This is a genomic window from Xanthobacter sp. DMC12, from assembly GCF_056314105.1.
In genome coordinates this window covers 221,512-242,719 of sequence record NZ_JBQUYZ010000002.1, presented here as the reverse complement: position 1 = coordinate 242,719, position 21,208 = coordinate 221,512, and the positions used below count along the sequence as shown (strand labels likewise).

General features: G+C 69.1%; 21 protein-coding genes. 9 read left to right on the top strand and 12 right to left on the bottom strand.

Annotation, left to right across the window (positions count from 1 at the left end; translation table 11 throughout):
• Nucleotides 1-4 precede the first annotated feature (4 nt).
• Nucleotides 5-991, bottom strand: coding sequence for a complex I NDUFA9 subunit family protein (locus ACT535_RS09290; RefSeq protein ID WP_476364150.1), 987 nt, complete (start codon nucleotides 989-991; stop codon nucleotides 5-7).
• Nucleotides 992-1,294: 303 nt separating this feature from the next.
• On the opposite strand from ACT535_RS09290, the gene rpsT reads away from it, so the two are divergent.
• From rpsT to ACT535_RS09265, 5 genes are all read left to right on the top strand, one after another.
• The gene (rpsT, locus tag ACT535_RS09285; RefSeq protein WP_168458555.1) at nucleotides 1,295-1,561 is read left to right on the top strand and encodes a 30S ribosomal protein S20; all 267 of its coding nucleotides are present in this window, start codon (nucleotides 1,295-1,297) and stop codon (nucleotides 1,559-1,561) included.
• 1,119 nt (nucleotides 1,562-2,680) lie between these two features.
• Nucleotides 2,681-4,141 carry a chromosomal replication initiator protein DnaA gene (dnaA, locus tag ACT535_RS09280; protein ID WP_168458556.1) on the top strand — a complete coding sequence of 487 codons (1,461 nt, stop codon included), beginning with the start codon at nucleotides 2,681-2,683 and terminating at the stop codon, nucleotides 4,139-4,141.
• A gap of 347 nt (nucleotides 4,142-4,488) precedes the next feature.
• Nucleotides 4,489-5,607, top strand: a complete 1,119-nt coding sequence (gene dnaN / locus ACT535_RS09275; protein ID WP_168458557.1) for a DNA polymerase III subunit beta — start codon at nucleotides 4,489-4,491, stop codon at nucleotides 5,605-5,607.
• A 49-nt stretch (nucleotides 5,608-5,656) separates the two neighbouring features.
• Nucleotides 5,657-6,805, top strand: a complete 1,149-nt coding sequence (recF, locus tag ACT535_RS09270) for a DNA replication/repair protein RecF (RefSeq protein ID WP_476364149.1) — start codon at nucleotides 5,657-5,659, stop codon at nucleotides 6,803-6,805.
• 47 nt (nucleotides 6,806-6,852) lie between these two features.
• Complete coding sequence (locus ACT535_RS09265; protein WP_168458559.1) at nucleotides 6,853-7,392, top strand: GNAT family N-acetyltransferase; 540 nt, start codon at nucleotides 6,853-6,855, stop codon at nucleotides 7,390-7,392.
• 2 nt (nucleotides 7,393-7,394) lie between these two features.
• On the opposite strand, the gene argB is transcribed toward ACT535_RS09265, so the two are convergent.
• Complete coding sequence (argB, locus tag ACT535_RS09260) at nucleotides 7,395-8,297, bottom strand: acetylglutamate kinase (RefSeq protein ID WP_476364148.1); 903 nt, start codon at nucleotides 8,295-8,297, stop codon at nucleotides 7,395-7,397.
• Between the two features lie 272 nt (nucleotides 8,298-8,569).
• On the opposite strand from argB, the gene ACT535_RS09255 reads away from it, so the two are divergent.
• Complete coding sequence (locus ACT535_RS09255; protein WP_168458561.1) at nucleotides 8,570-10,183, top strand: hypothetical protein; 1,614 nt, start codon at nucleotides 8,570-8,572, stop codon at nucleotides 10,181-10,183.
• Between the two features lie 121 nt (nucleotides 10,184-10,304).
• The gene (locus ACT535_RS09250) at nucleotides 10,305-11,438 is read left to right on the top strand and encodes an alpha-D-ribose 1-methylphosphonate 5-triphosphate diphosphatase (RefSeq protein WP_476364147.1); all 1,134 of its coding nucleotides are present in this window, start codon (nucleotides 10,305-10,307) and stop codon (nucleotides 11,436-11,438) included.
• Nucleotides 11,439-11,463: 25 nt separating this feature from the next.
• Here the strand turns inward: ACT535_RS09250 and ACT535_RS09245 are convergent, their stop codons facing one another.
• On the bottom strand, nucleotides 11,464-12,573 hold the full coding sequence (locus ACT535_RS09245) for a DUF2125 domain-containing protein (RefSeq protein ID WP_476364146.1): 1,110 nt from the start codon (nucleotides 12,571-12,573) through the stop codon (nucleotides 11,464-11,466).
• Nucleotides 12,574-12,768: 195 nt separating this feature from the next.
• On the opposite strand from ACT535_RS09245, the gene ACT535_RS09240 reads away from it, so the two are divergent.
• On the top strand, nucleotides 12,769-13,350 hold the full coding sequence (locus ACT535_RS09240; RefSeq protein ID WP_476364703.1) for a gamma-glutamylcyclotransferase: 582 nt from the start codon (nucleotides 12,769-12,771) through the stop codon (nucleotides 13,348-13,350).
• An 11-nt stretch (nucleotides 13,351-13,361) separates the two neighbouring features.
• Here the strand turns inward: ACT535_RS09240 and ACT535_RS09235 are convergent, their stop codons facing one another.
• From ACT535_RS09235 to ftsE, 5 genes are all read right to left on the bottom strand, one after another.
• The gene (locus ACT535_RS09235; protein ID WP_168458564.1) at nucleotides 13,362-13,793 is read right to left on the bottom strand and encodes a hypothetical protein; all 432 of its coding nucleotides are present in this window, start codon (nucleotides 13,791-13,793) and stop codon (nucleotides 13,362-13,364) included.
• A 33-nt stretch (nucleotides 13,794-13,826) separates the two neighbouring features.
• Nucleotides 13,827-14,573 carry a lysophospholipid acyltransferase family protein gene (locus ACT535_RS09230; protein ID WP_476364702.1) on the bottom strand — a complete coding sequence of 249 codons (747 nt, stop codon included), beginning with the start codon at nucleotides 14,571-14,573 and terminating at the stop codon, nucleotides 13,827-13,829.
• 103 nt (nucleotides 14,574-14,676) lie between these two features.
• Nucleotides 14,677-15,435, bottom strand: a complete 759-nt coding sequence (locus tag ACT535_RS09225) for a YdcF family protein (protein WP_168458565.1) — start codon at nucleotides 15,433-15,435, stop codon at nucleotides 14,677-14,679.
• 109 nt (nucleotides 15,436-15,544) lie between these two features.
• Entirely contained in the window at nucleotides 15,545-16,522 is a 978-nt protein-coding gene (locus ACT535_RS09220) for a cell division protein FtsX (RefSeq protein ID WP_476364145.1), read from the bottom strand.
• Entirely contained in the window at nucleotides 16,509-17,168 is a 660-nt protein-coding gene (ftsE, locus tag ACT535_RS09215) for a cell division ATP-binding protein FtsE (RefSeq protein ID WP_024276652.1), read from the bottom strand. Before ftsE ends, ACT535_RS09220 begins: the two co-directional genes overlap by 14 nt.
• Before the next feature lie 199 nt (nucleotides 17,169-17,367).
• Between ftsE and hpt the strand changes: the two genes are divergently transcribed.
• Nucleotides 17,368-17,904 carry a hypoxanthine phosphoribosyltransferase gene (hpt, locus tag ACT535_RS09210; protein ID WP_168458566.1) on the top strand — a complete coding sequence of 179 codons (537 nt, stop codon included), beginning with the start codon at nucleotides 17,368-17,370 and terminating at the stop codon, nucleotides 17,902-17,904.
• Between the two features lie 25 nt (nucleotides 17,905-17,929).
• Here hpt and ACT535_RS09205 read toward each other — a convergent pair whose 3' ends face one another.
• Genes ACT535_RS09205 through ACT535_RS09190 form a run of 4 tightly spaced genes read right to left on the bottom strand, consistent with a single transcriptional unit; the run spans nucleotide 17,930 to nucleotide 21,196 of the window.
• Nucleotides 17,930-18,562: a hypothetical protein gene (locus ACT535_RS09205; protein ID WP_476364144.1), complete on the bottom strand. Its 633-nt coding sequence runs from the start codon at nucleotides 18,560-18,562 to the stop codon at nucleotides 17,930-17,932.
• Entirely contained in the window at nucleotides 18,559-19,425 is an 867-nt protein-coding gene (locus ACT535_RS09200; RefSeq protein WP_476364143.1) for an ABC transporter permease, read from the bottom strand. The genes ACT535_RS09205 and ACT535_RS09200 overlap by 4 nt, the downstream gene beginning before the upstream one ends.
• Nucleotides 19,422-20,213 carry an ABC transporter ATP-binding protein gene (locus tag ACT535_RS09195; protein WP_476364142.1) on the bottom strand — a complete coding sequence of 264 codons (792 nt, stop codon included), beginning with the start codon at nucleotides 20,211-20,213 and terminating at the stop codon, nucleotides 19,422-19,424. The genes ACT535_RS09200 and ACT535_RS09195 overlap by 4 nt, the downstream gene beginning before the upstream one ends.
• The gene (locus ACT535_RS09190; protein WP_168458570.1) at nucleotides 20,210-21,196 is read right to left on the bottom strand and encodes a YVTN family beta-propeller repeat protein; all 987 of its coding nucleotides are present in this window, start codon (nucleotides 21,194-21,196) and stop codon (nucleotides 20,210-20,212) included. The genes ACT535_RS09195 and ACT535_RS09190 overlap by 4 nt, the downstream gene beginning before the upstream one ends.
• Between the last annotated feature and the right edge of the window lie 12 nt (nucleotides 21,197-21,208).

The window sequence follows — 21,208 nt, the reverse complement described above, 5'->3', positions numbered from 1 at the left end:
CCGGTCAGGTCTCGACGCGGGTGAACTGCCCCGCCTTGCGGAACCGCCAGAGATAGGTCGGCAGCACCACCGCGAGGGAGGTGGGGGTGAGATCGAGGCCGGCCAGCGTCCGGCCGTCGGCCACGGCGGCCTCAGACACCACATTGTCCGAGCGCAGCATTTCCACCTGATCGACCGTGAGAGGCGCGCCGGGGGCCCACTGGGTGAGCTTGGCCATGAAGGTCGCGAGGCCGAAGGGCAGGTCCACGAGGACCCTCTTGGCGCCGATCTCGGCGAGCATCAGCTCCATCAGCTCGCGGAAGGTGCGCACCTCGGGGCCACCCAGCTCGTAGGTGGTGCCGGCCTTGGCCTTGCCATCCACGGCGGCGAGCACGGCCGCTGCCACATCGCCGGCGAATACCGGCTGGAACTTGGTCACCCCGCCGCCGATCAGCGGCAGCGCCGGCGACATCCGCGCCATCGCCGCGAAGCGGTTGAAAAACTCGTCTTCCTGCCCGAACACGACGGACGGGCGGAAGATGACCGCGTCCGGCACCGCGGCGCGCACGGCGGCTTCGCCCGCCGCCTTGCTGCGGCCGTAGCCAGAGGGGGAATTGGCATCGGCGCCGATGGCCGAGAGATGCACCAGCGGCACGCCCTGCGCAGCGGTCGCGGCGGCAACCGCGCGGGCTCCGAAGGCGTGCACGGCATCGAAGGTCTGCCGGCCGCCCTCGGCCAGCACGCCCACGAGGTTCACCACCGCCTCGGCGCCGTCGACAGCGCGGGCGACGCTCTCGGGATAGCGCACGTTGGCCTGGGAAATCTGGATCTGGCCGACGAAGCCCAGCGGCTGGAGGAAGCCGGCCAGCTCGGGCCGGCGCACCGCGACGCGCACGCGATAGCCGCGCATGGCCAGCGCCCGCACCACATGCCGGCCGAGAAAGCCGGAGCCGCCGAAGACCGTCACCAAGCTGTCGTTCACCGGACGATCGGTCACCGTCACATCGCTCATGCCGAACCCCCGCCTTGATGCGCCGCGCCGGCTTCAGCCTCGCGCCGCCGGCATGCCTTCGTGCCGGCATGCCATATATAGAGTGCGCGCAGCACATACGCGATGCCGGCCGGTCCCGTAAAGCCGCCAAGGTGCCACGCCGTGGACGACTTTTCCGTACAACGTGTTGACGCGGGAGCCGAGCGACCGTATAAGCCCGCCACCTAGCTGGCGGCATGGGCTGCCGGCTTGTTCACTCATTCATGCGCGACGCGAAGTGGCCAGATGGCCGTGCCGCCGGGCGCGAACCAGCAAGGACGGCCGATGGCCAATACGCCTTCCGCCAAAAAGGCGGTCCGCAAGATCGAGCGCCGCACCGAGGTCAACCGGTCTCGCCGGTCTCGCGTGCGCACCTATCTGCGCAAGCTCGAAGACGCCCTCGCCACCGGCGACGCCACGGCTGCTTCCGCTGCCTTCAAGGCGGCCGAGCCGGAAATCATGCGCGCCGTCACCAAGGGCGTCCTTCACAAGAACACCGCGTCGCGCAAGGTTTCCCGCCTCGCCGCCCGCGTGAAGAAGCTCAGCGCTTGATTTAGATCAATCAAGCAGACTGACTTATCTTGAAGGCCCGGCTTTGCCGGGCCTTTTTGCTTTGGCTTGGCCTTAAAGGTCTCCCCCTCGCCCGCTCCGGGCAGAGTCCGATTCTCGCCGCCCGTCAAGGGTGGAGCCCCCCGAAGCGTCGCGGAAGCCAGGGATTTTTTTAGCCCCGGCGCGGTTTTCCCGCTGCCTCCGCGCGATCTCGACCGATCAGAAAAACCCGATCCAAGAGAACGGCTTAGAGGCCAAAGGGCGGAAGACGCCAAAACGGCCCCTTTGAAGGAGTATTCCAGAACCATGTGCCCCACCGTGGCAGGGCACCGCAATCCTTGCGCCGGCTCCGCGAATCTCATTGTCCGGACAGAGGTTTGCCGGCTGACAGCAAAGCGGGGGGTGTGGCGCAGGCGCACCGGCTTTTGCCCGCTATCCCCCCGCGGGGGTCAAAGGCGTTGCACCCCCCAAACCGGCTGTGTATGTTCAACCTCACTCCGGGAGCGACCTCGGGGTTCACCGATAGAATGAAGTTTTCACGGCTCTTCGTGGATGAGGAGGGGATGTATCGTGTCTGAATTCGTTCACGTACCCCTCGTCTTCGGCCGTATCCGTACTCTGCGTTACCTTCATTCGTTGGAGCTATGCTAAGGGCGGGCATCTGATCCGCCTTCGGGCATCTACGAGACCAAACAAAAAACTGGTTCATTCCAACACCCGTCGATGGTTGGCATCGTCGGAGATGGGGCGGCTATGACTTCGGGCACATGCGCGGCAGCGGACACAGGAACAGGTCCCTCGATCTATTCGGCTACGCGTTGCGTTCGAGCCTTTCGGAGCGCTGTGCTCCGCTCCAGTTGCGCCCCGCCGCCCTGTAACGGCCAGGACCGCGCATGACGGTGTGCTGAACCCGTTGCGCTGATGCCGTGGGTGCCTTAGCACCCGTTTCCGAAACTCCCCACGAGACCGAGGCCGCGCTGCCCGCCCCAGGGCGCGGACGGCTTTTGCGTCTCCAACCAGGGAACCGCCTTTCGCGCGGTCGCGATCTTTATGCTCAAGCCTCATGCGCCGGTTGCCGCGCGCACCGTTCCTTTTCAGTCAGCCCTTGCGGAGGCCGCCGAGATGGATTGTGCGTCGAACCCCAGCGCACCCTCGGCCCCGTGGGACCGTGTGCTCCAGCGCCTGCGCGAGGAGATCGGCGAGGAAAAGTTCACCAGCTGGTTCGCGCGCATGGACCTCGACGCGCTGACCTCGGACGTGGTGCGCCTTTCGGTGCCCACGCGATTCCTGAAGTCCTGGATTCAGGAGAATTATCTGCCGCGCATCGCCGACATCTGGGCGGAGGAGAGCGGCGCGCGACGACGCGTCGATCTCGCCGTGCGGAGCGCTTTTGCGCGCCCCGTCGCCTTGAAGGCGTCCACCCCGCGTGAGGTGGTGACCGAGCGCACCGAGCGTCCCGTCGAGGCGAAACCCGCGCCCCGCGTCACCGAGGCGCGCGGCGAGCATCGCGAAATCGTGGCCACCGGAGGTGACGTCGCCTCCGGCTCGCCGCTGGACCCGCGTCTCGCCTTTGAAACCTTCGTGGTTGGCAAGTCCAATTCGCTGGCGTTTGCCGCCGCGCGAAAGGTGGCCGAAACCCCGAGCGGCGCCGCGCCGGTCTACAATCCGCTCTATCTCCATGCGGCCGTCGGCCTCGGCAAGACGCACCTTCTCCAGGCGGTGGCGCGGGCCGGTGCCGCCCATGGCCGGCGCACCACCTACCTGACGGCCGAGCGCTTCATGTACGGCTTCGTGTCGGCGCTGAAGTCCCATTCGGCCATCGCCTTCAAGGACACGCTGCGCACCATCGACACGCTGGTGATCGACGACCTGCAGTTCCTGAAGGGCAACAACCTTCAGCAGGAATTCTGCCACACCCTCAATGCCTTGCTGGATGGCGGGCGTCAGGTGGTCCTGGCGGCCGACTGCCTTCCCGGCGAGCTTGAGCACCTGGACGAGCGCGTGCGCTCGCGCCTCGCCGGCGGCCTCGTGGTGGAGCTTGCGCCGCTGGAGGAGGACCTGCGCCTCGAGATCCTGAAGGCGCGCTACCAGACCCTCGCCGAGCAGCACCAGGGATTCGCCGTGCCGGCCAACGTGCTGGAATTCCTCGCCCGCAGCGTCGGCCAGTCCGGCCGCGACCTCGACGGCGCGCTCAACAAGCTGCTCGCCTTCAACCAGCTCACCGGCGAGCCGGTGACCCTCGACATGGCGGAAAATGCGGTCAAGGACCTCATCCGCCCGACCGATCCCAAGCGCGTGCGGGTGGACGACATCCTGCGCGTGGTCGCCAAGCACTACAACGTCTCGCGCGCGGACCTGCTCTCCCAGCGCCGCACGGCGACGGTGGTGAAGCCGCGGCAGATCGCCATGTATCTCGCCAAGACGCTCACCCTGCGCTCCCTGCCGGAGATCGGCCGCCGCTTCGGCGGGCGGGACCACACCACCGTGCTTCACGCAGTGCGCAAGATCGACGGGCTCGTCGCCACCGACCGCGCGCTCGCCGACGAGATCGAGGTGCTGAAGCGGCTCGCCCTGGAAAGCTGAGTCTCGAAAGCTGAGCCCGCCACGGGGCAACAGGAGCGGGCGGCGCCGGGCCGGTGCCGCAGGGTCCTGCGCCGCGAAACATACGCCCTTCAGAAAATCTCCCCGCTCACCCTTGCCTTGCGCCCCTTGGGGCGGCAATGTCGGCGGCCCGGCGCCCGTCCTCTCGGGCGCCTGACGGCGCCTCACGCCGTCGCGCCACGCCACACCGGCGCACGCGCCCCTCGACCGCACCGGCGGATGAGGGGGTCCGCGAGCGTCATCCTTAGAATGTCGAGGCGGACCCACCGGCGGGACATGCGATCCCGCGGCAGGCCGGCTCGGAAGCGAAGAGTGAACGGGCCAGGACGATGAAGGTCACCGTCGAGCGCGCCGAGCTTCTGAAATCGCTCAGCCACGTGCACCGTGTCGTCGAGCGGCGCAACACCATCCCGATCCTCGCCAACGTGCTCATCAAGGCCGCCAAGGGCGCGCTGGAGCTGAAGGCCACCGACCTCGACCTGGAAGTGGTCGAGAGCGTACCGGCGGAAACGGGACAGGCGGGCGCCACTACCGTGCCGGCCCACGTGCTCTACGACATCGTGCGCAAGTTGCCCGACGGCGCGCAGGTGCAGCTGGAAGCCGGCGGCGAGCGCGGCACCCTCACCGTGCGCGCCTCCCGTGCCCGCTTCTCGCTCCAGACCCTGCCGGAAGCCGATTTCCCGGACCTCGCCGCGGGCGAGTTCTCCCACACCTTCAAGCTCAAGGGCGCGGAGTTCCGGCGTCTCGTGGACAAGACGCAGTTCGCCATCTCCACCGAGGAGACGCGCTATTACCTCAACGGCATCTATCTCCATGTGACCGATGCCGGGGGAAAGCAGATGCTGCGCGCGGTCGCCACCGATGGCCACCGCCTGGCCCAGGCCGAGCTTGAGGCGCCGGCCGGCGCGCAGGGCTTGCCGGGCGTCATCGTGCCGCGCAAGACCGTCGCCGAGATCCAGAAGCTGCTGGAGGACAAGGAGGCGGAGGTCACCATCTCCCTCTCCGCCACCAAGATCCGCGTACAGGTGGGCGCCATCGTGCTCACCTCCAAGCTGATCGACGGCACCTTCCCGGACTATGGACGGGTGATTCCCCAGGGCAACGACAAGACCCTCATCGTCGACAAGGACGAGTTCGCCGCCGCCGTGGACCGCGTGTCCACCGTGTCGAGCGAGCGCGGCCGCGCGGTGAAGCTGTCGCTGGGCGACGGCAAGATGGTGCTGTCGGTCACGAATCCCGATTCGGGCAGCGCCACCGAGGAGCTGGAGGTGGACTACACCGCCGAGCCCCTCGATATCGGCTTCAACTCCCGCTATCTGCTCGACATCACCTCCCAGCTCGAAGGCGACACGGCGGAACTGAAGCTCGCCGATCCCGGCTCGCCCACGCTGGTGCGCGATTCCACCAAGACGGATGCGCTCTACGTCCTCATGCCCATGCGGGTGTGAGGCCATGGGGCTGGCCCGGCACGCCTGATGCCGCGGCGATCGTGATATCATGCCCCACGCCGCCATCCTGAAGCTGTCGCTCACCGGCTTCCGCTCCTATCCGGCGGCGCAGGTCGCTGTGGAGGCGCGCGCCATTGTGCTCACCGGCCCGAACGGCGCCGGCAAGACCAACATTCTCGAAGCCCTGTCCTTCCTCTCCCCCGGCCGCGGCCTGCGCCGGGCGCAGCTCGCCGACGTGGGCCACCGCCCGCCGGGCGCCCATATGCCGGACGCCGATGGCGCGCCGTGGGCCGTCTCCGCCTTCATCGAGGGCGCGCTGGGCGAGGTGCGCCTCGGCACCGGCTACGATCCGGCGCAGGAAGGCGGCCAGCGGCGTTGCCGCATCGACGGCGAGGCCGTGCCCTCGGCCAATGCCTTCCTCGACCATCTCAAGGTGCTCTGGCTGACGCCGGAGATGGACGGCCTGTTCCTCGGTCCGCCCGGCGACCGCCGCCGCTATCTCGACCGGCTGGTGCTGGCGGTGGACGCTTCCCACGGCACGCGGGTCAACGGGCTGGAGCGCGCCCTGCGCTCCCGCAACCGGCTGCTGGAGGAGAATGGCTCCGCCCGCTTCCTCGATGCGGTGGAGCACGAGGTGGCCGAGCTGGCGGTGGCGGTGGCCGCCGCGCGGCTGGAGACGGTGGCGCGCCTCTCGGCGGAGATCGCCGCCCATCGCGACGAGGCCTCCCCCTTCCCCTTCGCCGAGCTCGCCCTCGACGGCGCCGTGGAGCGCCTCATCGCCCAGCATCCGGCGCTGGAGGTGGAGGACCGCTATCGGGCGCTGCTGCGCGACAACCGCCCGCGCGACCGCGCCGCCGGGCGCACGCTGGAAGGCCCCCACCTGACCGATCTGGAGGTGAGCCATGGCGAGAAGCGCCTGCCCGCCGCGCGCTGCTCCACCGGCGAGCAGAAATCCCTCCTCATCGGCCTCACCTTGTCCCACGCCCGGCTGGTGGGGAGCATGCAGGGCCTCTCGCCGGTGCTGCTGCTGGATGACGTGGTGGCCTATCTCGATTCGGAGCGGCGCGCCGGCCTGTTCGAGGCGCTCGCGCGGCTCGGGGCGCAGGTCTGGATGACGGGGGCCGACCCCTCCGCCTTCGCGGCGCTGGAGACGGCGGCGCGCTTCACCGTCGCACCGGGCACGATCACGCGGGCCTGAACGATCGGCAAGCTTGGCGGATGCGCGGCGGCGTCCTAAAAGAGGGTATGCCGATCCGTGCCGCCACCCCCGCCGACATTCCCGCCATCACCGCCATCTATGACGAGGCGGTCCGCAATGGCACCGCCTCCTTCGAGCTGGAACCGCCGGGTCCCGAGGAGATGGCGCGCCGCCAGGCCGCGCTCATGGAGGGCGGCTATCCCTATCTGGTGCTGGAAGAAGACGGCAAGGTGCTGGGCTATGCCTACGCCAGCGCCTTCCGGCCGCGCGTCGCCTATCGCTACACGGTGGAGAATTCCATCTATGTGGACGAGGCGGCCCGGGGCCAGAAGGTCGGCCGCCGGCTGCTCGAGGCGCTGATCGCCGAATGCGAGGCGCTGGGCTTCCGCCAGATGGTGGCGGTGATCGGCGACAGCGGCAATGCCGGCTCCATCGCGCTGCACCGCGCCTGCGGCTTCGGCTCCATCGGCACCCTGCCGGCCACCGGCCTCAAGTTCGGCCGGTGGATCGATACGGTCCTGATGCAGCGCGCCCTTGGCGAGGGCGCGAGCACCATTCCCGCGGACGCCGACCTCCTCAAGGGCTGAGGTCAGCGGGTAATCAGCGTGCCCGCGCCGTGGTCGGTGAGCAGCTCCAGCAGCACGGCGTGGGGCACCTTGCCGTCGAGGATCACGACGCCCTCCACGCCCTTCTCCAGAGCGTAGATGCAGGTCTCCACCTTGGGGATCATGCCCCCAGAGATGGTGCCATCGGCGATCAACGCATGGGCCTCGGAGATGGTGAGCTTCGGGATGAGCTGCTTGTTCTTGTCGAGCACGCCCGGCACGTCGGTGAGCAGCAGGAACCGCTTGGCGCCCAGCGCACCGGCGATGGCGCCAGCGAAGGTGTCGGCGTTGACGTTGTAGGTGCCGCCGTCCACCGCCGCAGCCACCGGGGCGAGCACGGGGATCAACTCCCGGCCGAGGATCTGGTCGAGCACGGTGGTGTCCACGGTGTCGGGCTCGCCGACGAAGCCCAGGTCCACCTCCTGCGCATCATCCCCGGAAGAGACCACCACACGGTTCGCCTTGCGGGCGCGCACCATGTTGCCGTCCTTGCCGCACAGGCCGATGGCCTTGCCGCCCGCCTCGTTGATGAAGCCGACGATCTGCTTGTTGATGGAGCCAGCCAGCACCATCTCGACGATCTCGACCGTCGCCTTGTCGGTGATGCGCAGGCCGGCCGCGAATTCCGACTTGATGCCGAGCTTGCTGAGCATGGCGCCGATCTGCGGGCCGCCGCCGTGCACCACCACCGGGTTGATGCCCGACTGCTCCATGAGCACGATGTCGGAGGCGAAGGTGCGCGCCACGTCCTCGCTGCCCATGGCGTGGCCGCCGTATTTCACCACGACGATCGCATCGTCATAGCGCTGCATGTGCGGCAGCGCCCGCGCCAGCACTTCGGCCTCGTGCTGGGCTTCCGACACGGACTGGGACTTCGGCTCGGTCATGGGGGGCTCGCAGGTGGATGCTCGCGGGGCCGCGGCGGAGGCCGCCGGGCGGCGCCCTTCTAGCGGTTTCCCTTGAGCGGTGAAAGCCCGGCAGCCCGCCGGCCGCCGGGCAGCGCTGCGAAAATCTCCCCGTCCGGGCTTCCTTCCCTCGCGAAAAGGTGATGAGAAGCAGGCGCGCCCGACACAATGGCGGCGTCAACTCCCGTCACCCGTTCGCCCGCCACAGCCCGCACCGCCGCTGCTCCAGCCGTCGCCAGAGAGACCCGGCCTTCATGACCCCCCCGATTCTACCCGCCACGCACCCCACGAGCGCCGCCGCGCACGCCCATCACCCGCCGGAGCGCCGGCCCCACGATCTGCGCCCCTCGCAGATCCTGCTGCTGTTCGTGGCGTGCCTCGGCCTCGTCTCCATTCCGATCCTGACCCATCCGATCCCGCCCCTGTCGGACTATGTGAACCATCTCGCCCGGATGCACGTGATCGCCTCGATCCCTGGGGATCAGGACCTCGCGCGCTTCTACACTCTGAAATGGTCCATCCTGCCGAACCTGATGATGGACCTCGTGGTCCCGGTCATCGACAGGGTGGTGGGCATCTACACCGCCGGCGAAATCTACACCCTGATGTGCTTCGCGCTGATCGCCGCGGGCACGATGACGCTGAACCGCGCGCTGTTCGGCGTGTGGTCGGCGCTGCCGCTGCTGGCGTTCCCGCTGCTCTACAACGGCATCTTCCTCATCGGGGTGATGAACTATTATTTCGGCATCGGTCTGGCCCTATTCGCACTGAGCGCCTGGGTGGCGCTGCGCGACAAGTGGTGGCCGTGGCGCTACCTGGTTTCGGCGCTGTTCGTGGTGGCGCTGTTCTTCTGCCACCTGTTCACCGCGGGAATCTACGGCATCGGCATCCTCGCCTACGAGCTCGACCGGCTGCGCCTCAGCCGAGGCCCAATCTGGCCGCGCATCGGCGTGTTCGTCAGCGGCGGCCTGCCCTTCCTGCCCATCCTGCCGCTGCTGCTGGCGAGCCCCACCTGGGGCCTCAGTGGACAGAACTACTGGGAGCCGCAGGGCAAGATCACCGGCATCGAGATGATCTTCAACGTCTACGTCGACCATGTTGCGGTCGCCGTGGCGGCGATCTTCATCGTGGCCGGTGTCTGGGCGGCGCGGCACCGGCTGCTCTACGTCCACTCCTTCATGCTGCCTTTGCTGCTGGTGGCGGGTCTGGTCTATCTCGCCATGCCGCGCGTGGTGTTCGCCACCTACATGGCAGACCAGCGCCTGCCGGCGGCCATCGTCTTCATGGTGATCGCCGCCATGCGCGTGGACCTGCGCCACCGCCTCGCCCGGCGCGGATTCGCTGTGGTTCTGATCCTGATGCTGGCGGTCCGCGTCGGCGAAGTGCAGGTGGTGTGGGATCGCCTGTCGCAATGGACGGTGGCGTTCCGCGAATCGGTCACCCGCATCCGCCCCGGCTCGCGCGTGCTCGTCGCCTACGCCGACATCCAGGGCGGCAACGATCCGACCGACCTCGGCCTGATGCACGCCGCCTGCCTCGCCATGATCGAGAAGTCGTCCCTTGTCACCACCGCCTTCACGGTGGAGGGCAAGCAGATCCTGCGCGCCCGCAAGCCCTACAACGAGCAGGTGGACACCGAGGACGGCACCCCGCCCCAGACCGAACAGCTCCTCATCACCGAGGACGACCCGACGCCCGACGGCCCGCGCTACTGGGACCTGTGGCCGTCGAAGTTCGATTACGTCTATCTGCTGTTCACCGACCGCGGGGCGCCCAATCCCGACAGCGACCACCTGAAGCTGATCTCCGAGGGCGAGCGCTTCCAGCTCTACGAGGTGGTGCCGCGCCCGCCTGCCCCGCCCTCCTGAGCCGGCACGGCTGGGGCGACGTCACCGCGGTGTCACGATAGGGTGCAACGCAGAACATCCCGCGGGTCCGGCCGGAAGGCCGGCCCGCGCATTCATTTCGACTGCCAGTTCCGGAGCCCCCATGGACACCGTTCTCACCAACGCCCGCCTCGTCCTCGACGATGCCGTCGTCGCGGGGACGATCACGCTCCGCGACGGGCGCATCCTCGCCATCGACGAGGGCCGCGCCACCACGCCAGCCGCCGTTGATTGCGACGGCGACTTCATCGCCCCCGGCCTGATCGACCTGCATACGGACGCGCTGGAGGGCCATTTCGTCCCCCGCCCCAAGGTGTTCTGGCCGGATGCGCGGGCCGCCGCCCTCGCCCATGACGGGCAGACCGTGGCGAGCGGCATCACCACGGTCTTCGACGCCATCTGCGCCGGCGGCTTCGACCAGGCCAAGGCGGAGCGGCGCCAGCTGTTCGGGACCATGCTGGATGCGGTGGAACTGGGGACGCCCCTGTTCCGCGCCGACCATAAGGTCCACCTGCGGTGCGAGATGACCGACCCGGACCTGCTCGATCTGGTGGAGCCGACCCTCTCCCGACCGGGCCTCGCCTTCGCCTCGCTGATGGACCACACCCCCGGCGCCCGCCAGTGGCGCAACGTGGACGTGCTGCGCACTTTCCTGCTGGGCATCGGCAAGGAGGCCGCCGAGGCCGAGCGCGAGATCGGCGAGCGTACCGCCCGCGGCCGCGCCAACGTGGCCCGCAACATGCCGCCGCTGGTGGAGATGCTGGCCTCAACCGGCCTCGTTCTGGCAAGCCACGACGACACCACCCAAGATCATGTGGCCGAGGCGCAGGCCGCCGGCTGCACGGTCAGCGAGTTTCCCACCACGCGCGAGGCGGCGCTGGCGGCGCGCGCGGCCGATCTCGCCACCATCGGTGGGGCGCCCAACGTGGTGCGCGGCGGCTCCCATTCCGGCGGCGTCGCCATGGGCGCGCTGGCGCAGGAGGGACTGATCGACGCCCTCGCCTCCGACTATGTGCCGGCAAGCCTGCTGCAGGCGGCGACGCGCCTTCACACCGTGGACGGCATGGGCCTGCCCCAGGCGATGGCCCTCGTCACCCGCAATCCGGCGCGGATGGCCGGCCTCGACGATCGCGGCCGGCTGGAGCCGGGCCTGCGGGCCGATGTGGTGCGCTTCCGCATCGTCGAGGGCACGCCGGTGGTGCGCCACGTGCTGGTGGAAGGCGAGCGCGTCTTCTGACGCGCCGCGCCTCGGATCAGAAGGGTCAGAACAGCGGCGGCACGATGCCCACCGGGAAGCCGGCGAGCTTGAGCGTTCCCGCATCGAACGAGAGCGCGAAGATGGCGCCCTTGCGTCCCTCCACCTGACCCGGCTTACCCACCATGGCGAGGGCGCTGACGATGGGCGCGATCTCCCGCGGGATGGCGCCGGCCTTGTCGAGGCCCTGCACGAGATCGTTGATGCCGGCGAAGCCGAGGTCGAGCTTGCCGTTGAGCCGGCCTTGCGGATCGAGCGCCACTGCGCCGGTGGCCGTCACGGCGATCTTGGGCGAAGTGATGTGGAAGCGGTCGAGCTTGGCAACGCCGCCCGCGTCCGCCCAGGCGCGCATGCGCTGCGCGACAGACATGGGCCTGAGGTCGGCAGAGGCGGTCACTGTGCCCTGGAGCGCCATCTCCACCGGCCCCTCCGCGCCGAGCTTGTTCAGCAGCGCGCTTTGTCCGCCCGTGAAGCCGGATGCGTAATCCACACCATCGGGCTTGCCGTCCTGACCAGGCGAACGGCGGGCGTGGAACTCGAACAGGTGAGCGGAGAGGATCGGCACCGGCTGCGCGCCCGTAGCGGCCGGCTGCTCGAGCTTGAGATCGTGCGCCTGCAGCGAGAAGCGCTCCGGCCGGCCGGAGAGATCGCCGACGCCGCTCATCTGCAGCAGCGACCACACGGCCACATAGGACTGTCCGGTGTTGAGATCCTCCACCCGTGCCGGTCCGCTGAACCCGGCGACGATGTGGTTCGGCGCCCAAACCTGCGCCACCGCTTCCACCGACGCCGCGGTGAAGCGCATGGCGTCGCCGCCGACGGTCTCCAGCTTCGGCATCAGGCAGCGCAGCTCGAAGCGGAAGGGGAAGCCGGCGAGGTGGCGGTCGGTGCAGGTCCAGATGCGCCCGAGCTTCGCCTCGCGCCCGATCCAGGCGTCGATCTCGCGCTCGGCGCGGCCCGCCGCATAGAACCACAGGCCGCTCCAGACGATGGCGGCAACCACCACCAGAGCCACCGGAACGATGACGAGCCACGGCTTCGGGCGGCTCCCCGGCGCCGGAGGCGCTGGCGGAACGGGAGCGGAGGGAACGGGAGCGGAGGGGACGGGGTCAGACATGGACATCCTTGCGGCTGGCCACGGTCGCCCGTGGCTTGCGATGGTCCTTGCCGGCTGTTAGGCGACGGTCCGGCGTTTCTGTCAACGCCGGGAAGGTATGTCGGGGCCATGGCGGACAAGCGGTCGGCGAGCGGAGGCGGCAACGCGCCGAAGGCGGCGGGGCAATCGGTCACGCCTTCCGCTGCGACGGCCGGGATGCACGGCGACGTCTGGGTGTTCGCCTATGGCTCGCTGATGTGGAATCCGGGCTTCGCCTTTGTCGAACGCTGCGAAGCGCGGCTCGTGGGCGCCCACCGCACCCTGTGTGTCTATTCCTTCCACCACCGCGGCACGCCGGAGAAGCCGGGGCTGGTGCTTGGCCTCGATCTCGGCGGCTCCTGCCGGGGCATCGCCTACCGGGTGGCGGCGGCGGAATGGCCGCAGACCCACGCCTATCTTACCGAGCGCGAGCAGATCTCCGGTGTCTATCGCGAGGTGATGCGGCGGGTGCGCCTGCTGGACGGATCGGGACGGGACGCCGCGGCCGTGGCCTATCTGGTCAACCGTGCCCATCCCCAATATGCGCGGGGCCTGACCCTCGACGACCAGTTGGCCCTCGTGCGCCGTTCCCACGGCAAGTCGGGGCCGAACACGGATTATGTGGTGGCGACGGTGAAGGCTCTGGAGAGCCTTGGCATCCGCGATCCGGGCCTCGCCTATCTCACCCAACATTTGACGGCGAGCCACGCTCTGCCGCCGGTGCTGCCGGATGATGCGGAAGGCGACGGGTCTCCCTGAGCCGGCGCCCCTTACGCCGCGTGGCGGCGGGCGGGCAGGCTGAGCGCCTGGACGGCCGGGCGGGGAAGCGCCGGGACCTCGCCGCGATCCACCGAGGAACGACCCATCAGGCTGCGGTCCATCAGGCGACGCAAGGCGGGCGCATTCTCCTCGCCGAACACATGGATGTGGATTTCATCGCCGCGCATCCTGAGCGCGGCCGTGCGGGCATGGCTCGCAGGGCCCGCCCACATGGCGATGGAGCCCGCGGGCGTGCGCCGCGAAACCACGGCGAGGGCGTCCGGATAATCCGGAGCGGCGTCGGGCCGATAGACCGAGAACACGTGGCGCAGGCCGTCTTCGTCGCGCCAGAAACGGTAGCGCGCGCCGAGAGCGTCGTGCTTGAGGCCGTTCAGGCCACCGGCGTCCGTCAGGGGGACAAGGAGCGAATCAGTTGCGTTCATGAGAACGAAACTAGAACGATCCCCCGCACCCGATCAAGAGTTTTCCACAGGGGTGGACAACGGGGAAGAATCGGCTCCCGCGCGACCCCTCAGATTGGCCGGTGCGCGCGGCCCGAGTTCGGCCAATCCCTCCGCGAGAAGACGGTCGCTGGCGGCCTCGATGTCGGCCTGAAGGCGCGCGGTGATCTTCTGCCGCGGCAGCCCCGGCGGGATGGGCGGCAGGATCTCCACCAGGATGGTGCCGGGCCGCTTGAGAATGGTCCGCCGCGGCCAGTAGAGGCCGGAATTGAGCGCGATGGGCAGGCAGGGCACGCCGAGGCTGGAATAGAGATGCGCCACGCCGAACTTGTAGTCCGGCGGCGCGCCGGGCGGGCGGCGGGTGCCTTCCGGAAAGATCAGGATCTGCCGGCCCTCGGCCATGTCGGCCTGGGCCCGCCGGGTCATCGCCTTGAGCGCCGCCGAGCCGCCCTTGCGGTCCACCGGGATCATCCGCGCCCGCGCCGCGAACCAGCCGAAGACGGGGATCGACATGAGTTCGCGCTTCAGGATGAAGGCCGGGTCCGAGAACAGCGGCAGCAGCGCCAGCGTCTCCCACGCCGATTGATGCTTTGAGGCGATGAGGAGCGGGCCTTCCGGGATGTTCTCGATGCCCCGGATCTCCGCCCGCGTCCCCACGATGACCCGCAGCAGGAACGTGATGGTATCCACCCACCACATGACCCCGGTCCGCCACAGGCCCTTGCGCGACAGGAAGGGAAGCGCCGGGAGGAAGGCCAGCATGTAGAGGGTCGTCACCAGATAGAAGGCGATCTGGAAGACGAGCGAACGCAGGAAGGTCAAGGCGGTCTCCCTGCCCCGCGGCCGGGCGGCCGGGAGCGCGTGTTCAGTGCGGCGCGGCGGCCGACCCGCCCGACGGCGCGGCAGCGGCCTGAGGACCAGCCACCGCCTGGGCGGGACGGATCTTCACCGTGGCCATGATGTACTTCAGATATTCCTTCACCAGCAGCTTCAGCGTTCCGGTATCGGTCCACCAGTGTTCCGGCTCGGTGCGGCTGGTGACGACGGGATAGGCCACCAGCTCCACATCGGGAAGGGCACGCGACAATTCCATCATGGCGCGGGGCATGTGCCAGGAGGATGTCACCACCACCAGCGAGCGGAACCGCCGTTCGCGCGTCCACTCGGCGGCCTCGAGGGCATTGCCGCGTGTGTTCAGCGCCTTGTGGCCGAGATCGATGCAGCAATCCATCAACCGCTCGCCGTCCGGCAGGGCGCGCCGCATCTCGTCAGGCGAGGTGGTGGGATTGACGCCGGTGATGAGCAGGCGCTGGCCGAGCCCTTCGTTCAGCAGGGAGATGGCATCGACGATGCGCGAGGGGCCGCCGGTGAGCACGACGATGGCATCGGCGGGCTTTACCCCCGCGGGCTCACGCCCGGCGATCTGGGTGGTGAATGCAACGAAGCCCGCTCCGGCGGCGACGATGCCCAGCCCGCCGAGCGCCAGTGCGCCGACGGCAAGCCGGCGCAGCAGGCTGCGGCGCGGTGCCGGAGACGGCCGCGTGCCCTTGCGAGTCGCGCCATTGTTTGCCCCGCGTCTGGCCGTGCCGGTATCGGACTGCCCGGGACCGATCTGCGCCCTCATCCTGCGCTCGGTGCTCGACATGGTCATGCAGCCGACGATGCCGCCGGAATGCGGCAGAGACGAGGTGACGCACCCTCCGCGACGGCCGCATCCATCGTCGCGCGGCCGATCATGTGATCGTCCTCAACGTGCGGTAAACGGTGACGCGGGAGGTCAGCGCCGTCGCCAGCGCCACGATCGCCACCGACGCAGCGATGCCGAAGAAGCCGAGATAGCCGGGATTGAGCCAGCCGAGCACGGTCGGCAGCTCGGGATCGCCGCCGAGGCCGAGGCGGGGAAGCGCGGCGAGCGCCCCGAACACCGCCGCCGCCGAGAGCCCGCCGATCAGGCCGCCTTCCGCGCCGATCTTGAGGAAATGCCGCTGGAACTGGGCGGCGATGAAGCCGTCCCGGGCGCCCACGAAGTGCAGCACCTCCACCACCGAACGGTTGGTGGCCACCGCCGCCCGGGTGGCGAACACCACCGAGAGCACGGTCGCGAGCCCCACCAGCACCAGGAGCACCACCGCTACCAGCATCACCCCGTCCGTCACCGCCACGAGGCGGCGCGACCAGCCGCGATGGTCGTCAAGCGTCGCGGTGGGGATGCGGTCGGTCAGGGTGCGCTTGAGCCGCGCGAGATCGGGCGGGCTCGACCCGTCGAGGCGCACCACGAGCACCCGCGGCACCGGCAGATCGCCGAGGTCGAGCCCGGAGCCGAGCCACGGCTCCAGCAGCCGGGAGGTCTCCTCGGGCGTGAGGATGTGCACGTCGGAGATGCCGGGTGTCTTGCGGACGATGTCGGCGGCGGCCTGCACCTGGGCGTCGGTGGCCTGCTTCTCGCCGGCGCGGATCTGGATGGTGACTTCCTGCGTCACGTCGGACCGCCATTGGCTGGCGGTCGCGCGCACCGCCACCGCCGTGCCGATGGTGAGGCCGGCGAGGAAGGTCATGATGGCCACCACCGCCACCAGGGCCCGCCCGGCGATGGTGGAGGACGGCACGATGGAGGCCAGCGCCCGCGCCTTGGCGCGCGGGGCCTCGCCCGCCTCCGGCGGCTTCTTGGGCTGCGGGTTCGGGGGCTGGGTGGCGGCGTCAGTCGTAGACATAGAGGCGGCCGTCGGCGATCACGAGGCGGCGGGCGTCGTACTGGTCCATGAGCGCGATGTCATGGGTGGCCAGTAGCACCGACGTGCCGGACTTGTTGAGTTCGATGAACAGGCGGAGCAGCCGGCGGGCCAGCGTCGGGTCCACATTGCCCGTGGGTTCGTCCGCCAGCAGGAATTCCGGCCGCCCGATAAGGGCGCGGGCGATGGCGGCGCGCTGCTTCTCGCCGCCCGACAGCACCGGCGGCAGAACGTGCATCCGGTCGCCGAGGCCGACCCAGCTCAGAAGCTCCGTCACCTCGCCGCGATAGCTCGCCTCCTCCTTGCCGAGCACGCGCAGGGGCAGGGAGACGTTCTCGTAGGTGGTGAGGTGGTCGAGCAGGCGGAAATCCTGGAAGACGATTCCGATGCGCCGGCGCAGCACCGCCACCTCGTCGGGGTCGAGGGACGACACGTCCCGCCCGAACAGGGTGATGAGCCCGCGCGTCGGCTTCAGCTGGAGGAAGAGAAGGCGCATGAGCGTCGTCTTGCCGGCCCCCGACGGGCCGGTCAGGAACTGGAACGAATTGGGCTCGATGCCGAAGGACACATCCTTCAGCACTTCCGGGCCCATGCCGTACCTGAGGCCGACGTTCTCGAACCGGACCACGCCCCAACCCTTCACTCGAATCGCGCCGTGGCGCCCCGCCACACCATAAACGAAGCGGAAGGCGTCGCCACAGGGGCGCGGAAGGCCGGCCCTGCCCGGAAGGAAGGGCTGTCCCGCATTGCGCGCGCCCGGCCCGGCGGCTATCTCGGGAGGGCGCCCGCGGCCCCGATGGCAAAGCGCGCTCTGGCGAAGAGGGACCATGAACCTGCCGAACGTCAGCGTCCTCTATGACGAGAACCGCATCGCCGCGCGCAATCACGCCCTGGCGGTGGAGATCGCCGCGCTCGCGCCGGAGCGGCTGCTCGCCGTGGCGGTGCTGAAGGGCTCCTTCATCTTCGCCGCCGACCTGCTGCGCGCCATGCACACGTCCGGCCTCGCGCCGGAGGTGGAGTTCATGCACCTCTCCTCCTATCGCGAGGCGACCATCTCCTCCGGCCAGGTGGAGATCCTGAAGGACGTGGAGAGCGACGTGCGCGACCGCGACGTCCTGCTCATCGACGACATTCTGGAGTCCGGCCGCACCCTCGCCTTCGCCAAGGACCTGCTCATGGCGCGCGGCGCGCGGCGGGTGCTGGTGTGCGTGCTTCTGGAGAAGCCGGGCAAACGGGCGGTGCAGATCGAGGCCGATTTCGTCGGCTTCACCTGTCCCGACGTGTTCGTGGTCGGCTACGGCATGGACGTCGCCCACGCCTTCCGCCAATTGCCCTTCATCGGCCACGTGGAGGGGCTGGAATAGCCGTCGCGCCCGCCGCCCCTGGCTCTCAGCCCTTCACCTTCAGCCGGGCCTGGATCTGCTGGCCGATGTCGAAGGCCCGCTGCTCCAGCAGCACCGGCGTCTCGCAGACATAGATGAGCGACTTGGCGCGCTCGTCGAAGATGCGGGTGTCCCAGTTGAGTTGCTCGTCGAGCTTTCGGCTCTCGGCGGTCTCCGGCGCGGTGATGGAAGTCTGCGCCTTGCTCAACTGGTCGCCCTCCTCGCGGATGCGGTCGGCGAGGCGCTGCTGGCCGCGGGCATAGCGCTCGATGCCGTGGACGAGCTTGCTGCGCTGGTCGTTGATGATCTCGTAGACCCCCGCCATCACCCGCAGCAGCCCCTTGTCCGCCTCGGCACCGGCCTCCTTCACGAAGCCGTCGAGCAAAGGCCCGAACTCCTTCGCGGGCGTGCGGCGGGAGGCGAGCTTCACGGCGAGGCCGGCGGCGTCCTGGTCGTCGGTCCATTTGCCGGCGGAGGCCGGGTCCGGGCCGCTCCACACCTGCGCGAGGTCGATTTCCGGCGTCTTGCGCTGCGGGCAGGGCCAGTCGGGATCAGGCTTTGGCTGGGCGGCGAGCGGGGCCGCAGTCAGGAGAGCGGCGGCCGCAACGGCGGCCGTGGCGGCGGCAAGCGAACGGATCACGCGGCTTCTCCTTTTGGCCCGCCCCGACGCCCCATGATGCCGCGGCCCGGATCGTAGGCGACGACGGCGAGGGCGAAGAAGACGATGGTGGTGCCGAGCACGACGGCGAAGGCCTGCGGCTCGAACACGCCGTAGAGCGCGTTGCGCACCAGCTCCACGGCATGGGTGAAGGGGTTCAGAAGGCAGACGATGTAGAGCGTTTCGCTGGCATCCCGGATGCGCCAGAGCGGGTAGAGCGCCGAGGAGGCGAAGAACATCGGGAAGATCACGAAGTTCATCACGCTCGCGAAATTCTCCAGCTGCCGGATCAGCGAGGAGATGACGAGCCCGATGGACCCTAGCATCAGCCCGGTGAGGATGAAGGCGGGCAGCGCGGTGAGATAGCCCATGGGCGGGATGTCCACCTCCCACAGCCGGGCGATTGCGAGGAAGACATAGACCTGCGCCAGCGACACGCTGACCCCCGCCACCAGCTTGCAAAGCAGGAGATACCAGCGCGGGAACGGGCTCGTCAGCAGCACCCGCATGGAGCCCACCTCCCGGTCGTAGACCATGGAGAGGGACGACTGCATGCCGTTGAACAGCTGGATCATCACCGCCAGGCCCGGCGTCACGTAGACCTCGTAGAGCACGTAGGTCTCGTAAGGCGGGATGATCGAGACGCCGAGGGTCGAGCGGAAGCCGGCGGCGAAGATGAAGAGCCACACCAGCGGCCGCACCAGCGCGGAAAGGAAGCGCTCCTTCTGCTGAACGAAGCGCAGCAATTCGCGTCCGACGATGCCGGACATGCACACCAGATAGCCGGAGGGGCCGAGGTGTCGCACGGGCGCGGAAGGCGCCCTGTCGAAGGCCGCCTCGCTCATGCCGCGTCCTCCGCCCGGGCCGCCGTCATGGCCCGGAAAGCCGCCTCCAAAGCCGCCGTCGGGCCGTCGGGCGCGCGCTCTTCCGCCGGCCGCAGATGCGCGCCGGTCACCTCGCGCGCGGTGCCGTGGGCAATGATGCGGCCCTTGTCGAGGACATAGATGAGATCGTCGGCGCGCACCTCGTCGAAGATGTGGGTGGCCCACAGCACCGCGAGATGCTCCTCGTCCACGAGCCGCCGCACGATCTCGACGATGGCGGAGCGCGACGGCAGATCGAGCCCCACCGTCGCCTCGTCCAGCAGCAGCAGGCGGGGGCGGTGGATGAGCGCGCGGGCGATCTCCACCCGCCGCGACTGGCCGCCCGAGAGGGTGCGCACCTTGTCGTCGATGCGGTCGGCGAGCCCCACCAGCGCGAGCAGCTCGGCGATGCGGGCCTTCACCTCGCGTCCCGCCATGCCATGCAGGGCGCCGTGATAGGCGAGGTTCTGCCGCACCGACAGGTCGAGGTCGAGGGTGCGGCTCTGGAACACCACGCCCAGCTCCGCCAGCGCGGCGGAGGGCGCGCGGGAGAGGTCATGCCCGAAGATGCGCACCCGCCCCTCGCGCGTCGCATAGAGCCGCGTCGCCAGCGAGAACAAGGTTGTCTTGCCCGCCCCGTTCGGTCCCAGCAGCGCCACGAAGCGGCCGGCCGGAACGGTGAGCGAGACGCCATCCAGCGCGCGGCGCGCGCCGAAGGCATGGCTCACCGCCTCGATCTCCAAAGCCGCAGCCTGCACGCCATCGCTCATTGCGGCGAGACCACCACGCCCCACGGCGCGCCGCCGACCTTGATGGACTTCACCACCTTGAGATCCTGAACGTCGATCACCGACACGTCGTTGGAGTTGCCGTTGGTGGTGAAGAGCAGCTTCTCGTCCGGAGTGAAGGCGAGTTGCCAGACGCGCTGGCCGACGAGGAGATATTTCTGCACCTCGAACGTCTCGGCGTTCACCACCGCCACGCGGTTCGCCGGGCCCAGCGCGACGAAGGCGGTCTTGCCATCCTTCGTTAGCCGAACGCCCACGGGCTGGACCGCCTCCTTGGACACGCCGGGAATCTGGAACGTGACCTTGTGGATGATCTTGCGCGTCTCGGGATCGATGACGGACACCGTGCCACCGACCTCGGCGGAGACCCACAGGCGCTTGCCGTCCTTGGAGAATTCGGCGAAGCGCGGGCGCGCGTCCACCAGCACGTTGGCGAAGATCTTGTTGGTCTTGGTGTCGATGAAGTGGGCCATGCTGGTGGTTTCGGAGGTCGCCACCAGCGTCGCTCCGTCCGGGCTCACCGCCATGCCTTCCGGCTCGGTGCCCACCGGCACCTGCGCCACCACCTTGTTCTGCTCCACGTCGAGGACCGTGACCTGGTTGTCGTCCTCGTTGGCGATGTAGAGCGGATTGCCCGAGGGATGCAGCGCGAAGAGTTCCGGGTCGGGGCCGGACTTCAGCTTGCGCAGGACCTTGAGCGTCGCGGGATCGATGGCCAGCACCGCATGGTCGTCGCTGGCGCACAGGAAGAGCACCTTGCCGTCCGGGCTCATGGTGATGCCGCGCGGCCGGCGGCCGATCTTCACGGTCTGCTTGGCTTCCAGCGTGGTGGAATCGATGACCGTGATGGAATTGCCGCGCTCGTTGGAGACGTAGACCGTGTAGGCGGAGGCCGCATCCGCCGCCATCAGCGCGGCGGCGCCGGCGAGAAGGGCAGCGAGCCGGCGCGGGGCGGTCGGGATCATCGGATTTCCTCC